A 13,628-nucleotide genomic window follows, 5' to 3' on the forward strand; every position below is an offset into this window, starting at 1 on the left:
GAGCGGGGCGACCACCTTTATAGTCGCAGGCCCATGGCCAAAGACAGAAGCATCTACGTTTGCACCGAATGCGGAGGCACGAGCGCGAAATGGCTCGGCAAATGCCCGAGCTGCGATGCATGGAATACGCTGGTCGAACAGGCCGCTGCCGTGCAACCCGGCAGCGCCAACAACCGATTCGGCGCTCCGGTTTTCACCGCGCTGGCCGGCGCAGCCGAACTCGCCACGCTGTCCGATATCGAAGCCACCGACATGGCACGCACGCCGACCGGGCTCGACGAGCTGGACCGCGTGCTCGGCGGCGGCATCGTGTCGGGCGGCGTCACTCTCATTGGCGGCGATCCGGGGATCGGCAAGTCGACGCTGCTGCTGCAGGCCGTCGATGCGTTGCAGCGAGCCGGGCAAAACGCGATCTACGTCACCGGCGAAGAAAGCGGCGCTCAGGTTGCGCTGCGCTCCAAACGCCTGGGGCTCGATCACTCCCAGGTGCAGGTGCTGGCCGAGATCCAGCTCGAAAAAATCCTAGCCACGCTCGACGCAACGCGGCCGGCGATCGCGGTCATCGATTCGATCCAGACCGTCTACTCGGATCAGCTCACGTCTGCGCCCGGCTCCGTCGCGCAGGTGCGCGAGTGCGCGGCGCACCTGACGCGCTTCGCCAAGGCCAGCGGCACTGCGGTGGTGCTGGTCGGCCACGTCACCAAAGAAGGCGCGCTGGCCGGCCCGCGCGTGCTGGAGCACATGGTCGACACGGTGCTGTACTTCGAGGGCGACACGCACTCGAGTTTCCGGCTGGTGCGCGCCATCAAGAACCGCTTCGGCGCGGTCAACGAGATCGGTGTCTTCGCCATGACCGAGCGCGGGCTGAAGGGCGTGACCAACCCGAGCGCGATCTTCCTGAGCCAGCACGCGGAGCCGGTGCCCGGCAGCGTGGTGCTGGTCACTCTCGAAGGCACGCGGCCGATGCTGGTCGAAATCCAGGCGCTGGTCGACAACGGTGGGCCGAGCCCGCGGCGGTTGTCGGTCGGCCTGGACCGCGACCGCCTCGCCATGCTGCTGGCGGTGCTGCACCGTCATGCGGGCATCGCCTGCATGGACCAGGACGTGTTCGTCAATGCGGTCGGTGGCGTGCGCATCAGCGAGCCGGCGGCCGACCTGGCCGTGATGCTGGCCATCACTTCGAGCCTGCGCGGCAAGCCCTTGCCCAAGGGCTTTATCGCGTTCGGCGAAGTCGGCCTGGCCGGCGAAGTGCGGCCGGCGCCGCGCGGCCAGGAGCGCCTGCGAGAAGCCGCCAAGCTCGGCTTCAGCGTGGCGGTCGTCCCAAAAGCCAACGCGCCCAGAAAGGGCGCGAAGGAAATCGAAGGGCTGACCATTCACCCGGTCGAGCGCATCGAGGAAGCGATGGACGTGGTGCGGCAGCTTCAGTAGCTGCGCGCAGGCCCAGCCTCGGTCAGCCGATGTGCATCGTGAAGGTTGGACCGTTGTTCAGTACGCAGGTGCCGCTGCCGAGCGTTGCCGAATTCATCGTGTAGCGGCAACTCAGCATGCCGCCGCGCGTGCCGCTGGCATTGGCGATGCCGCTGCGCTGCGAAGTGCCTGCTTGCCGCGTCGACTCACCCTGGAATTGCTCGCCAGCGATCGTCGCGTTGAAGTAGCCGCGACCGTTCATGTCGTTCGTGACCGTGCCGGTGATCGTTCCGTACATGACTGCTTCGGCGTTGGCCGGGTAGAGGCGTGCGGTGAAGGTCGGCGCCACCATCGGAAGCGGCGTCACCATCGATTGCGGCGCGGCCATCGGCACCGTTGCGACCGGAAACAACTGCTGGGACGGCACCTGCGGCGGTGGCGTCTGCAACGGCACGATGTAGCAGCCGCTCAAAGCGGCGGCCGCGAATGCGCCGGCAAGGGAAAGACGAACAACAGAATAAGACAAGCGCGAAGGCAAGAGCTTCATACACTTTTCGGTGGCCCGGGCAGATGCCCGTGAACGCAATGTCGTCGACACGGTCAGCGAAGCGCCGGGGATTTGGGTCGAGTAGCGCCACGCGCTCCCGCGGGTAACGCCAGCCGCACCCGGCGACAATCGGTTCATGAATTTCAGGAAGATCCTCGTGCCGCTGGTTGGCATCGTGCTCCTCGGGGTGGCTTACCGCAGCTACGGCTGGCAGGGCGTCGCGCTCGTCGGCGGCGCCATCGTCATGTTTTTGCTGCTGCACTTCAACCGCGCGATGAAGGTGCTGCAACGCGCCGCCGAGCGGCCTGTGGGCTATGTCGACAGCGCCGTCATGCTCAACGCCAAGCTCAAGCCGGGCTCGACGCTGATGCACGTGGTCGCGATGACGCGCGCGCTCGGAGAGCCGAAGTCGCAAGAAGGCTCGCAGCCCGAGCTGTACCGCTGGACCGACAACGGCAACTCGTGGGTCGACGCGACCTTCGTCGGCGGCAAGCTGAAGGAATGGGCGCTGACGCGGCCCGACGGGCCGGCGGAAGACACTCCCACCGGCCCGTCTACCTTGGCGCGCTAGAACGGCGCGGATTCGTCCGCGAGTTCTTCGGCAGTGGGGCCGTTGGTCGAGGTTCCGGGCGACTTGCCACCTTGCGCCTTCAGCTTCGCGACGGTGTCGTTCGCAGCATCGGCCGCAGATGCACCCAGCTGCATCTCACCGCCAAGCGCCTCGAGCAATTCAGGCACCAACTGCCCCAGCTCACCGGTCGCGATCGCCGCATCCGCATCGAAGTTGTCTTCCTTGCCGCCCTTGTTTGCGACTGCACTGTCGGTGCCCTCGAGAAACACGATCTTGCGAATCACCATCGCGTCGGTCAGCTCGAACGACACGCGATCGTCCCAGGTCATCGCAAGGCGCGTCGGGCGCTTGCCGTCGGCGATGTGCTGGCGAACCTCTTCGATGTCGAGCGCGTGCTTGGCGTAACGCACGACGGATTTCGATTCGTCGCTGGCGCGCAGTTCGCATTCGCGGTCGATCGTGAAGCCGGCCGGCGGTTCCTGGCTGGAGAGCCACTCCGACATCGCGGCGGCCGGCTCCGTTTGCGTTTGCAGCAGTGCCACCGAAAAACCTTCTAGGCACTGCACCAGGCTGGTCACAACTTCGTCGGCGCGCGACACGTTGCCGGCGTTCACCACCAGGCGGCGCTCGGCTGGGTCGATCCACACCATGATGCGTGCGTGCTTGGTGAAGGCCAGCGGCAGCAGCTCGTGCGTGACGTCTTCCTTCAGGTCGCGCTTTTCTTTCTTGCCCGGCTTGCGGCCGGTGGTGGCCTCGATTTGCGCGGCGCGTTCCTCTACTTTGCGCCGGATCACCGAGGCCGGCAGCGCCTTGCTCTCGATCATGTACTCGAGCAGCCACTGGCCGCCGATGGATTCGACCAGCGGCCCGTTTTCTTCACCGCGGGGCTCGGTCCAGCCGGCGGACTTTTCTTGCGACGGGCCGCAGGCCACGAAGCGGTTGGCGCCCAGGGCCTCTTCGGCCTGGGTCGATGTTTGCGACCACGATGGTTCGATGCGATAGACGATGACGTTCTTGAAGACGGACACTGAAACCCTTTTTCGAGTGATTGGCAGAGTTGTCCATTGTGGGCCTCTCGTCGCGCCGGCCCGTGGCAATACCAACACGCGCCGCCGCCGTAAAATCGAAAGCTTCTGCGACAGCATTCCCACACGCCCCAAAGGACCAAGACATGAGCGCCCTCGTACCGCCTCCCGCTTCCCTAGACGACCGCGACGGCAAGATCTGGATGGACGGCGAACTGGTCGACTGGCGCAATGCCACGGTCCACGTCCTGAGCCACACGCTGCACTACGGCTGCGGCGCCTTCGAAGGTGTTCGGGCCTACGACACGGTCGATGGCACTGCGATCTTTCGTCTTGCCGAGCACACCGAGCGCCTCTTCAACAGCGCCAAGATCCTGCGCATGAAGATCCCTTTTTCGCAGGAAGAAGTGATGGCGGCGCAAAAGCAGGTCGTGCGCGAGAACAAGCTCGCAAGCTGCTACCTGCGCCCGCTGATCTGGATCGGCTCCGAAAAGCTCGGTGTCAGCCCCCGGGGCAACAAGATCCACGCGATGGTTGCGGCCTGGGCCTGGGGCGCCTACCTCGGTGAAGAAGGCATGCGCCGCGGCATCCGCGTGAAGACGTCGAGCTACACGCGGCACCACGTCAACATCACCATGACGCAGGCCAAGGCGGTGAGCAACTACACCAACTCGATCCTCGCCAACATGGAAGCGCTCGACGACGGCTACGACGAGGCGCTGCTGCTCGACGCCAGCGGCTTCGTCTCCGAAGGCGCCGGTGAAAACATCTTCGTGGTGAAGGGCGACGTGGTCTACACGCCCGACCTGTCGGCCGGTGCGCTCAACGGCATCACTCGCAACACCATCCTGCATATCTGCAAGGACTTGGGGCTGGAGCTCGTGCAAAAGCGCATCACGCGCGACGAGGTCTACATCGCCGACGAAGCCTTCTTCACTGGCACCGCGGCTGAAGTGACGCCGATTCGCGAACTCGACCGCATCGAGATCGGCAACCGTGGCGACGGCGGTTCTCGTGGCCCGATAACCGAAAAAATCCAGAGCGCGTTCTTCGACATCGTGAACGGCAAAAATCCCAAATACGCCCATTGGCTCACCAAAGTCTGAAGACCCGTATCACCATGTCGACCACCGCCGTCATCGAACTGCTCGCGAAAGAACTCAACCACCAGGGCGGCGTCCACTGCCCGAGCCCGCTGGCCGACATGAAGCTCTGGAGCGCGCACCCCAAGGTCTACCTCGACGTGGCACGCACGGGAGAAGCGAAGTGCCCGTATTGCGGCACGGTGTACCGCCTGAAGGCGGGTGAGTCGGCAGTGCATCGGCACTGAGCCGCTGACCTGCGCCAAGCGATAAGGACAAGGCGATCAACAAGCTTTCTGTCCCCCGTCGAGCGTTGTTGCTCGGCGCGTTTTCCGCACCGTTCGTCGGTGCATGCGCTCCCTTGTCGCATGACGCCGGCGCATCGGCGGCTGCGCTGCAGGCGCTGGACAAACTCGAAGCATCCGCGGGCGGCCGCCTCGGCATCGTGGCCTTCCGGACCGATGCCGGCAGCGGTGGCGATGTCGGCGCGCGTTCTACGGTGCAGCATCGCGCCGATGAACGCTTTCCGATGTGCAGTACGTTCAAGGTGCTGGCCGCCTCCGCCATTCTTCAGCGCAGTGCGATCGAAATCGATCTGTTGCAGCGTCGCGTGAGCTATGCCACCAGCGACCTTGTGACCTATTCGCCCATCACTGAGAGCCATGTACGTGACGGCATGACCATCGCCGAACTTTGCGCCGCCGCGCTGCAACACAGCGACAACTCGGCCGCCAACATGCTGCTCGACGCACTCGGTGGTCCGCCAGTGGTCACTGCCTTTGCGCGATCGATCGGCGACACGGCTTTCCGACTCGACCGCCGCGAGACGGAACTGAATACAGCGCTGCCCGGCGATCCCCGCGACACGTGCACGCCTCGCGCCATGGCGCGCAATCTGCAGGTACTGCTGACGGGCAACGCATTGCCCACGCGACAGCGCGATCAACTCGTCGCATGGATGCTCGGCAACACCACCGGTGCCACGCGCATTCGTGCAGCGGTGCCTGCCGACTGGCGCGTCGCCGACAAGACCGGCTCGGGCGACTATGGAACGGCGAACGATATCGGCGTCGCATGGCCGCCAGCGGGTGCGCCGATCGTCATGGCGATCTACTTCACCCAGACCGTCAAAGAGGCGCCGATGCGCAACGATGTCATCGCAGCCGCAGCGCGCATCGCGGCCACTGCATTGGCCTGAGCGCGCCGGTCGAATCTTGCAGGCTCACGCGTCAGGGGCGGTGTATCGCCGGCGCATCCACCACTGCACACCGCTGCGCAGGCCGGTATAGACCGCGAGAACGACCGTGCCCAGCAGCAGCCCGGCAGCGATATCCGCTGGAAAATGCGCGCCTGCGTAGATGCGGCCCCATGCAGTGGCAAAGGCCAGCGCCAGCAACACGGCACCCGCGGTATGCAGGCCCGGACGCACCAGGCAACCCAGCGCGACCAACGACATCACCGACATGTGCGTGCTCGGCATGGCGCCTCGTCCACCGTGCTGGAGGTAATTGGGGCTCATGCCTATCGCGAAGGGGCGAGGCATGTCCACGGCGCTCGAGATGGCTTGAGACAGCACGGACGTGATGCATGCCAGCAGCAGCAAGAGGACCAGATAGAGGCGCTGAGATGGCTGGCGAAAGCCGCTGTAGAGCACTGTCAGGCCTGCAGCCCAGGCGCCGTACACGGCGATCCAGCATGCCGCCGCCAACAGCCAGGGCGTGGGATGGAAACCGCCTGCCATCCATTCGAACAATCCGTAGTTCACATAACGCATGGCAAAACCTCCCGACCGAGACGTCGACCACCGTCAAGGGCAGTTCGGTTGCGGATTATTGAAGGCACCACGCTGCGATTCTCAAAATCAGGGGTTAACCGAAGCTGAACGTGGCGGTTGCAGCCGCATCAACTCCTGTAGCCGCAAGGGCAGCATCTCGCGCCACGGCTGGCCCGGCTCCTGCACCAGCCGCAGGTAGACCATCGCGATCCACAGCAGGCTGAGTCCGATCTGCGCATCGCGCAGCGCAGAGTTCACGCTGGTCGCGATCAGCATCACCAGCATGGCTGCAAAACCGCAGCGTCCGGTGATGTCGTTCCGGCGCCAGCCCTGCCACACGCCGACCAGCATGATGACCAGCAGCGTCAGCAGTCCCGGCACCCCGGCCTGCGCGCCCATCCACAGGAAATCGTTGTGGGGCATGTTGTAGTCGGCCAGCAGCTTGGGCCCGCGCAGGTGCCACTGCTCGGTCCAGCCGCCGATGCCCCAGCCTGCGAGCGGTTTGTCGATGATCATGCGTGCGGTGTCGCGGTACATGTAGAAGCGCACGACCCAGCTGCCTTCCGACACCGCACCGGCCTGCGCTGCTTCGATTTCCTGCGCGCCCAGCGCGAAGGTGCGCTGCACCACCGGCGACTGCCACACCAGTACGGACGCCGCGCCAACCGCGATCACCAGCACCACCGCCAGCACCCGCAGTTGCTTACGCCACTGATGCACGCACACTGCAACGCCCGCAACCAGCAGCCCGAGGAGCGAAGTCCGAGACGGCAACCACAGTGTGATGATCACCGCGACAAAACCGGTGAGCGCGAAAGCGGGCAGCGCCCAGTGCCCCTTCTTGTCGTGGATATGGGCCAGCCCGAATGCCACCGCACTCACACCCAGCACCGTGAAGAGCAGCGCATCGTTGATCGATTTGTTGCCGACCAGCACCAGCGTGGCGCGCCACAACTCGGCCACCGGAAAGCCGACAGTGCGATAGAGCAGCACCATCAACACGCTGGCGAACGCGATGACGAAGAAGCCGCGCAGCGCCCACAGCGCTTCGTCGCGGGTGAGCGCCATCGCCATCACAATGGTCGCTGCGATACGGAAGCCATGCCAGAGGTTCGAAGGTGTCTGCGGGTAGTGCGGCCTGAATGCAAGCACGACAAGCGTCCAAGCAACATAAGCGACCACCGGCCACCACAGCGGATTGGCACGGATGCGCGCCGCGCGTTCCTGCAAATTGCCCGCGGTAAAGAGCGTCGCGAACATCAACACGGCGGCTAGGTAGTTGACGCCCACCGGTGCGAAGACTGCAAGCCCCCAGAACATGGCGGCGGGGCGGGCAATCGTCGATCTCTGCATGGTGGCGGCGATTCTAGGTGCGGCCTCCGGGTGGCCACCTGACTTCACCGCCTCGCCTTGAGGCTCAAGCTCGGTTAGGCAGCGCGATGACGAAACTGGCGCCGCCGCCGGCGCGGTCTTCGCAGCGCACCGTGCCGCCGTGGCGTTCCACGATCGACTTCACCAGCGCCAACCCCAGGCCCACACCGCCTTCGCGCTCGCTGGCGCCGGGCAGCCGATAGAACGGCTCGAAGATGCGGTCGCGCAAGGCGGCCGGCACGCCCGGCCCGCGGTCGTTCACGCGCACGATGGCAAAGCCGCCCGCGCCGGAAGCGGTTGCCAGCTCCACCGAAATCTCGCCGGCGCCATAGCGCCGTGCGTTCTCGAGCAGATTGCGGATCGCGCGTCGCAGCAGCCGCGGCACGCCACGCACCGTGAGCGCACTGCTGTCTGTGCCTTCGGCCACGTCGAGTTCCGCGCCGACCTGAGCGCACTCTTCGGCAGCCAAGCCCATCAGGTCGACGGTTTCGATCGTGCCCATGTCGGCTTCGCTGGCGTCGAGCCGGCTGGACAACAAAATCTCGTCGATCAACTGGTCGAGCTCACCGATGTTGCGGGCGATTTCCTGCCGCGACTTCGGGTTCGGCGTGTCGCCCATCAGCTCCAGCCCCATGCGGATGCGCGTGAGCGGCGAGCGCAATTCGTGCGACGCGTTGGCCAGCAGCGACTTGTGCGAGCGCACCAGTCGTTCGATCCGCACCGCCGCCGCATTGAAGCGCCGCGCCAGGTCGCTGACCTCGTCTTGCCCTTCTTCGGCCACGCGCACCGACAAGTCACCCTCGCCCCAACGCTGCACGCTGCGCTGCAACGACTCCAGCCGCTTGGTGAGCCGCCGCACGATCGGGTACACGCCGAGCGCGACCGAGACGCCGACCAGCACGATCATCCAGACAAAGCCGAACGGCGTGCGCCACGGCGGCGGTGGTGGCCGGCCTTCGCTGGCGATGGTGCCCGGCTCGCGCCGGTTCACTTCGAGCGACAGGGCGCGGCCGTCGCTGAGCGTCAAGTCGAACTCCAGGCCTTGGCCGCGCGCACGCGTCGCCTGGCCGGTGCCGATGACGTTGTTCTCGGTGTCCCGCACGATCACCTCGCGCGGCAGGGCGTTGATGCGGTCGCGCTCGCTCTCGGCGGAGATGCGCACCAGCCAGCCAGCCGTCAGCGTGAGCACCACGACACCCGCTACCACCGCCAGCCAGATGCGAACGTAGAGGTGGCGCGAGTAGAGGCTCAGCATCGGTCGGTCAATCGGTCAATCGATTTGAGCCGATCAGTCTTGTTGCTTGGCAAAAACGTAACCGACGCCGCGCACCGTGAGGATGCGCTTCGGGTTCTTCGCGTCGATCTCGATGGCGGCACGGATGCGGCCCATGTGCACGTCGATCGAGCGATCGAAGGCTTCGAGCTCGCGGCCGCGCACCGCTTCCATGATCTGGTCGCGCGTGAGGACGCGGCCCGCGCGCTCTGCCATCGCGACCAGCAGGTCGAACTGGTACGAGGTGAGGTCGGCCAGTGCGGCCGCGACGGTCACGGTGCGGGCGTTGCGGTCGATCTCCAGGGTGCCGAATCGCATCATGGTCGACGCTGCGGCTTCGCTCGTCGTCTCGCCGCGACGGCGCAGCACGGCGCGAATGCGGGCCAGCAATTCACGCGGCTCGAAGGGCTTGGGCAGATAGTCGTCGGCCCCGATTTCAAGGCCGATGATGCGGTCCATCGGGTCGCCCTTGGCCGTGAGCATCAGCACCGACACCTTCGCAAGGCCACCCGGCAGTGCGCGGATGCGGCGGCACACTTCGAGCCCGTCGGTATCGGGCAGCATCAGGTCGAGGATGACGAGGTCGGGTGCATGCTCCTGCAACTGCGCCAACCCGCTCGCACCGTCGGCCGCGTGGTTGAAACCGAAGCCCGACTGCGTCAGGTACTCGCCCACCATTTGCGCCAGGCGGGTGTCGTCTTCGATCATCAGAAGTTGGGGGGTGCTCATGGGCTTCATGGTGAAGGTCGGCGAGCAACCCGCGTTGAACGCTGCGTAAAGTTGGGGTAAACGTCGGGGTGTGCCTCAGGCGGCGAACAGCATGGTCCCTTGAGTGGAATGGACTGGCACCATCGCCATTTTTTCTTTGAGCAACATGCGCAATTCGGTCGCCTCGATACCGGGGTGTTCCGTCGATGCGCGCACCAGAATCTCTGCGGCCAATCGACGCAACTGCCCGGCCGAAGCGCGCATGCGATCGCGAAACGCGTTGTCGTCGAGATCGTCTTTCAGGCTCCGATTGAGGTCGGCAAACCATGGCAGCGCGGCCTGGTCGAGCATCACCGCCGGGTTGCGCTTGGTCGTCAGGCCGGACCATGCGCGCAGGAAGTGCTGCACCGCGACGTTGAGCTTCTGGCAGTGCTGCAATTCTTCCTTCAGGCTGCCCAGCAGCGCCAGGTCGGTGAGCCGATCCTGGAAGAAAATTTGCGAGAGCACGCCCCAGTAGTAGGTGTAGTCCCAGATCACCTTGATCGGCAGCACCTCGGGGTCGCCGAAAAGCGCGTACTGGTCCTGGTAGAGCGCGAGCGTGCTCTCGTAGAACGAGTGATAGATCTGGTCGTAGAGCTGCGCGCGTGCTTCCACCGAATGCCCGGCGCGGTCGTGCGCGATGAGGTCGGTGATGTAGGTGTTGCCCATCGCGATGAAGTCGCTACCGGGCGAATAGAAGGGGTCGAGAAAGAGCCCAGCTTCACCGGTGAGCGCCCAGCGCTTGCCCGAGAAAACCTGCTTGCAGCCGTATGAAAAATTCTTAAAGAAGGCGAAGTCCTGCAAGAGATGGCGCTTGCCGTCGAGCTCGTCGTAGAGCGCAGGCTGCCAGGTCTTGAACCAGTCCATCGCCTTGTCGAATGTGTCGAAACGGTCGAGCGGGTGAATGCGCGGGTCGGCCACGATGCCGATCGAGTGCGAGCCCGATGCCAGCGGAATCAGCCACACCCAATAGCCCGCGCCGACCAGGTGATTGGTCGACAACCAGCGTGCTTGCGGCTCGCAGCGCTCGCGCCATTCGGTGTTGTCGCTCCAGTGGTCGATGGTGATGCGGTCGCCGATGCGAAACCACACCGCGTTGCACTCGTGCGAGTTGGGCTCGGCCAGGCCGAGCTTGCGCTTCAGCATGCCCGCACGGCCGCAGGCGTCGATCACCCAGCGCGCATGGATCTCGTGCGACTCGCCGTCTTGCGTCCAGCGCAGCCGATGCGGCTGGCGAGCGTCTTCGGCCAAGTCGATCTGCTTGACCAGCGCGTTGTCGACGAAGCGGACGCCGCAACGCGCAGCTTCTTCGGCCAGGTAGTTCTCGAAGATGCCGCGATCGATCTGGTAGCTCGGCACCGACAGGTAGCGGCTGGCGCCGATCTCGGTCACCTGATCGATATCCCGCCGCCCTTCGCTGAAGAAAAAGCGAAAGCCGAACTTGCGCAGCTGTTCACCTTGCAGGTGCGGCTTCAGGCCTAGCACCGTGTCGAAGTAGTGCGCGCCGATCTCGACCGACGATTCGCCGACCTTGTGCGCGGCGTGCGGCACCGGATGCGAGCGACGCTCGAGCACCAGCACGTCGATGGAGTCGAAGCGGTTTTTCAGCTGCAGCGCCAGCGTGAGCCCGGCCAGCCCGCCGCCCATGATCACGACATCGTGCGCGCTCACATTGGCATCATCGGATGCTGTATTGGCGGCGGCCGCCGCAACGGCTTTGATGGACATCAGGCCTGCTCGAGCCGCATTTGAAGCGACAGTTTGGGTGACAGCGGGAGCGCCAGCGTGCCCGCCTCGCCCAGCGCAAGCAATTCGAACAGCGGCAGCGCGTCGGCCATGGCGTTGGCGGTGAGCGCCTGCGATATGTCGCTGCGCGGTGGGATGGTGTGCGCTTCGCCGCTGACCAGCGACCAGTCGAACGATGCCACCGTGCGCTCGGTGCGCTCGGGCGCGATCACCATGCCGACTGCCAGCAGGCCCCGGCTGGTGGTGACCGACGACAACGCACCGACCGACGGAATGTCGTAGCCCACGAGCAGCACCGGCGTCTGGTCGGCGGCGCACTGCGCGGCGGCTTCGAGCAGGCCAGCGGCAAAGCTGCTCTCGAAAGCCGAGATCGAATTGCTGGCCGCCATGCAGCCGGTGCCGATGGTCCAGTAGCCCACGGCGGCGTTGTGCACCGAGTTGTGGAACTTGGTCGGCGACAGCACCGATGGATCGCTGGCGAGCACCGTGCACATGTAGTCGTTGATCGCCAGGTCGCCGTGCGCCGAGACGAACACGCACGGCAGGTCGGGGGCGTGGCGGCCGGAACCGGCGATGGACGCGGCCGCAACTTCCAGTGCCAGCGCCACGGTGTCGGGCGCGCGGCGACGCTCGGCCGGGGCCAGCACCATCGGCGCGGGGCGCTTGGCGGGCGGCTCGGTCACGCTGCCTTCGCCACGAAACGCGGCGCGGGCGTTGTCCCAGCCCGGCAGGCTCGGGGCCCAGAAGGCCGGACCTTCGATGTAGAGGGTCGGAGGTTTTGGGATGTCGTTGGTGCTCATGCCGCGGCTCCCTTGCCGAACACCAGCGAGCAGTTATTGCCGCCGAAGCCGAAAGAGTTGGACAGCACGTAGCGCACCTCGCCGTGCGCCGGCCTCAGCCGGATCTGCGGTCCGAAGTCCGGATCGATGACAGTGGTGTTCACGGTGCCCGGCTTCAGCCCGCGCTCGATGGCGAGCAGGCTAATGACGGCTTCCACGATGCCCGCCGCCCCGAGCGTGTGCCCGGTGAAGCCCTTGGTCGAGCTCGCGTGCGTGGTCGCCGGGAAGCGGCGCCCTACCAGCGCGCCTTCGACCTCGTCGTTCTTCATGCTGGCGGTGCCGTGCATGTTGATGTAGTCGATTGCGTCGGTGCCGAGGCCCGCGCGAGCCAGTGCATCGTTCAGCGCCCTTTCAGCGCCGAGGCCTTCGGGGTGCGGCGTCGACATGTGGTGCGCATCGCTGGCTTCACCGTAGCCGAGCAGTTCGAGCGCACCGGCGCCGCGTTCGAGCAATGCGAAGCCGGCCGCCTCGCCCAGGCTGATGCCGCCCCGCGCCGCATCGAACGGACGGCATGGCTGGTTCGACACCAGCTCGAGCGAGTTGAAGCCGAACAGCACGCTGCCGCACAGCGTGTCGACACCGCCGACCACCGCCGCATCGACAAGGCCGAGGCGGATCAGCCGCTCGGCGGAGGCGAATACTTTGGCGCTCGACGAACAGGCCGTCGAAATGGTCTCGCACGGACCTTCGAGGCCGAGAACTTCCTGTACGAACATCGTGAGCGAGTGCGGCGTGTGAACTTCAGGGCGCCGCTGGTCTGCGGGAAAGTGGCCTTCGGCGTCGAGCTGCGTGTATGCGAGCTCGGTTTCGCCGATGCTCGATGTCGACGTCCCGAGGATCAGCGCGATGCGCGACGCGCCGTACTTTTCTCGCGCTGCGGCCACGGCCTGCTCGAAACCGTCGGCTTGCAGGCCGAGCCAGGCGAGACGGTTGTTGCGGCAATCCCAGTGCGCCAAGGCCTCCGGGAGACGCACTTCTTCGACGCCCTCGACGCGGCCGATCCAGGTGTCGAGCGGTGCATCGCCGAAGTCGTTGGGACGCAGGCCACTGCGGGACGATTCGAGCGCGGTGGCCAGCGACTCCTTGCCGCTACCGACGGCCGAGGTCGCGGTGTAGGCGCTGATCTTCAGAGGGGGAATTCGGGAGGGCACGGTGATGAAAAGAGAAAAAATACAGGAGTCGGGCGCACGGTGAGGTGCAAGCTCTCGGGCGGGCCCGCTCGAAAACCATTACAGCCTACCAGTAG

At 65.5% G+C, this 13,628-nt stretch carries 14 protein-coding genes; 5 read left to right on the plus strand and 9 right to left on the minus strand.

Features of this window, described 5'->3' with window-relative positions; all coding sequences use genetic code 11:
- The first annotated feature begins 33 nt into the window (after positions 1-33).
- The gene (gene radA / locus H7F36_RS06475) at positions 34-1,428 is read left to right on the plus strand and encodes a DNA repair protein RadA (protein WP_187053909.1); all 1,395 of its coding nucleotides are present in this window, start codon (positions 34-36) and stop codon (positions 1,426-1,428) included.
- 22 nt (positions 1,429-1,450) lie between these two features.
- On the opposite strand, the gene H7F36_RS06480 is transcribed toward radA, so the two are convergent.
- Positions 1,451-1,954, minus strand: a complete 504-nt coding sequence (locus H7F36_RS06480; protein ID WP_187053910.1) for a hypothetical protein — start codon at positions 1,952-1,954, stop codon at positions 1,451-1,453.
- Between the two features lie 136 nt (positions 1,955-2,090).
- Between H7F36_RS06480 and H7F36_RS06485 the strand changes: the two genes are divergently transcribed.
- Positions 2,091-2,525, plus strand: coding sequence for a glycerate kinase (locus tag H7F36_RS06485; protein ID WP_187053911.1), 435 nt, complete (start codon positions 2,091-2,093; stop codon positions 2,523-2,525).
- On the opposite strand, the gene H7F36_RS06490 is transcribed toward H7F36_RS06485, so the two are convergent.
- Positions 2,522-3,553 (minus strand): recombination-associated protein RdgC, encoded by a 1,032-nt coding sequence (locus H7F36_RS06490; RefSeq protein ID WP_187053912.1) that lies wholly within the window; start codon positions 3,551-3,553, stop codon positions 2,522-2,524. The two genes, H7F36_RS06485 and H7F36_RS06490, sit on opposite strands and share 4 nt — an antisense overlap.
- 143 nt (positions 3,554-3,696) lie before the next feature.
- On the opposite strand from H7F36_RS06490, the gene H7F36_RS06495 reads away from it, so the two are divergent.
- From H7F36_RS06495 to bla, 3 genes are read left to right on the plus strand one after another with little or no spacing between them, the layout of a single operon-like run.
- Complete coding sequence (locus H7F36_RS06495; RefSeq protein WP_187053913.1) at positions 3,697-4,656, plus strand: branched-chain amino acid transaminase; 960 nt, start codon at positions 3,697-3,699, stop codon at positions 4,654-4,656.
- Positions 4,657-4,670: 14 nt separating this feature from the next.
- Positions 4,671-4,880 carry a zinc-finger domain-containing protein gene (locus H7F36_RS06500; RefSeq protein ID WP_187053914.1) on the plus strand — a complete coding sequence of 70 codons (210 nt, stop codon included), beginning with the start codon at positions 4,671-4,673 and terminating at the stop codon, positions 4,878-4,880.
- 35 nt (positions 4,881-4,915) lie between these two features.
- A complete protein-coding gene (gene bla, locus H7F36_RS06505; protein WP_187054829.1) occupies positions 4,916-5,830 on the plus strand; it encodes a class A beta-lactamase in 915 nt (304 codons plus the stop codon).
- Positions 5,831-5,854: 24 nt separating this feature from the next.
- On the opposite strand, the gene H7F36_RS06510 is transcribed toward bla, so the two are convergent.
- The 7 genes from H7F36_RS06510 to H7F36_RS06540 all read right to left on the minus strand — a co-directional run bounded on the left by H7F36_RS06510 (position 5,855) and on the right by H7F36_RS06540 (position 13,533).
- Positions 5,855-6,406 carry a phosphatase PAP2 family protein gene (locus H7F36_RS06510; protein ID WP_187053915.1) on the minus strand — a complete coding sequence of 184 codons (552 nt, stop codon included), beginning with the start codon at positions 6,404-6,406 and terminating at the stop codon, positions 5,855-5,857.
- 87 nt (positions 6,407-6,493) lie between these two features.
- Positions 6,494-7,759 (minus strand): O-antigen ligase family protein, encoded by a 1,266-nt coding sequence (locus tag H7F36_RS06515; protein WP_187053916.1) that lies wholly within the window; start codon positions 7,757-7,759, stop codon positions 6,494-6,496.
- Between the two features lie 64 nt (positions 7,760-7,823).
- Positions 7,824-9,032, minus strand: coding sequence for an ATP-binding protein (locus H7F36_RS06520; protein ID WP_187053917.1), 1,209 nt, complete (start codon positions 9,030-9,032; stop codon positions 7,824-7,826).
- Positions 9,033-9,065: 33 nt separating this feature from the next.
- Positions 9,066-9,788: a response regulator transcription factor gene (locus H7F36_RS06525; protein ID WP_187053918.1), complete on the minus strand. Its 723-nt coding sequence runs from the start codon at positions 9,786-9,788 to the stop codon at positions 9,066-9,068.
- A 66-nt stretch (positions 9,789-9,854) separates the two neighbouring features.
- Positions 9,855-11,525, minus strand: coding sequence for an NAD(P)/FAD-dependent oxidoreductase (locus tag H7F36_RS06530; RefSeq protein WP_187053919.1), 1,671 nt, complete (start codon positions 11,523-11,525; stop codon positions 9,855-9,857).
- The gene (locus H7F36_RS06535) at positions 11,525-12,343 is read right to left on the minus strand and encodes a beta-ketoacyl synthase chain length factor (protein ID WP_187053920.1); all 819 of its coding nucleotides are present in this window, start codon (positions 12,341-12,343) and stop codon (positions 11,525-11,527) included. The genes H7F36_RS06530 and H7F36_RS06535 overlap by 1 nt, the downstream gene beginning before the upstream one ends.
- A complete protein-coding gene (locus H7F36_RS06540) occupies positions 12,340-13,533 on the minus strand; it encodes a beta-ketoacyl-[acyl-carrier-protein] synthase family protein (protein WP_187053921.1) in 1,194 nt (397 codons plus the stop codon). Before H7F36_RS06540 ends, H7F36_RS06535 begins: the two co-directional genes overlap by 4 nt.
- Positions 13,534-13,628 lie beyond the last annotated feature (95 nt).

Source organism: Variovorax sp. PAMC28562 (genome assembly GCF_014303735.1).
In the GTDB taxonomy this organism is placed as follows: Bacteria; Pseudomonadota; Gammaproteobacteria; order Burkholderiales; family Burkholderiaceae_C; genus Variovorax.